The sequence below is a fragment of the Burkholderia sp. LFS061 genome (assembly GCF_047978125.1).
GTDB classification, from domain to species: domain Bacteria; phylum Pseudomonadota; class Gammaproteobacteria; order Burkholderiales; family Burkholderiaceae; genus Burkholderia; species Burkholderia pyrrocinia_C.
Genome location: NZ_JBFPFS010000176.1, coordinates 1 through 246, shown reverse-complemented (window position 1 = coordinate 246; position 246 = coordinate 1). Strand labels below are relative to the sequence as shown.

Below are 246 nucleotides of genomic sequence, written 5' to 3'. Positions count from 1 at the left end.
CACCCCGGTACCGACCTCGCCAATCCCCCAATGCTGAGCCGCCTGGACGGTAATCATCTGCTGGATAGACTGGTCCATCGGCGTGCCGTCCGCATTCTTCCCCTTGCCGTCCTTGTCCGCCGCCACGACCTCATTGAACCCACCATGGTCGTCCGGCTTCTGAGCCTTGTCGCCCTTGGTCACGATCAGCTTCGTCGCACCGGGATTCTTCGGATCCGGAACCTCAATCACCTTGAGACCCAACGG

Annotated in this window: 1 protein-coding gene; it reads right to left on the bottom strand. The window is 61.4% G+C overall.

Translation table 11 applies throughout. The features are described from left to right. On the bottom strand, positions 1 to 246 hold a 246-nt coding region (locus ACNQQL_RS36235; RefSeq protein ID WP_347069763.1), incomplete at both ends, for a hypothetical protein.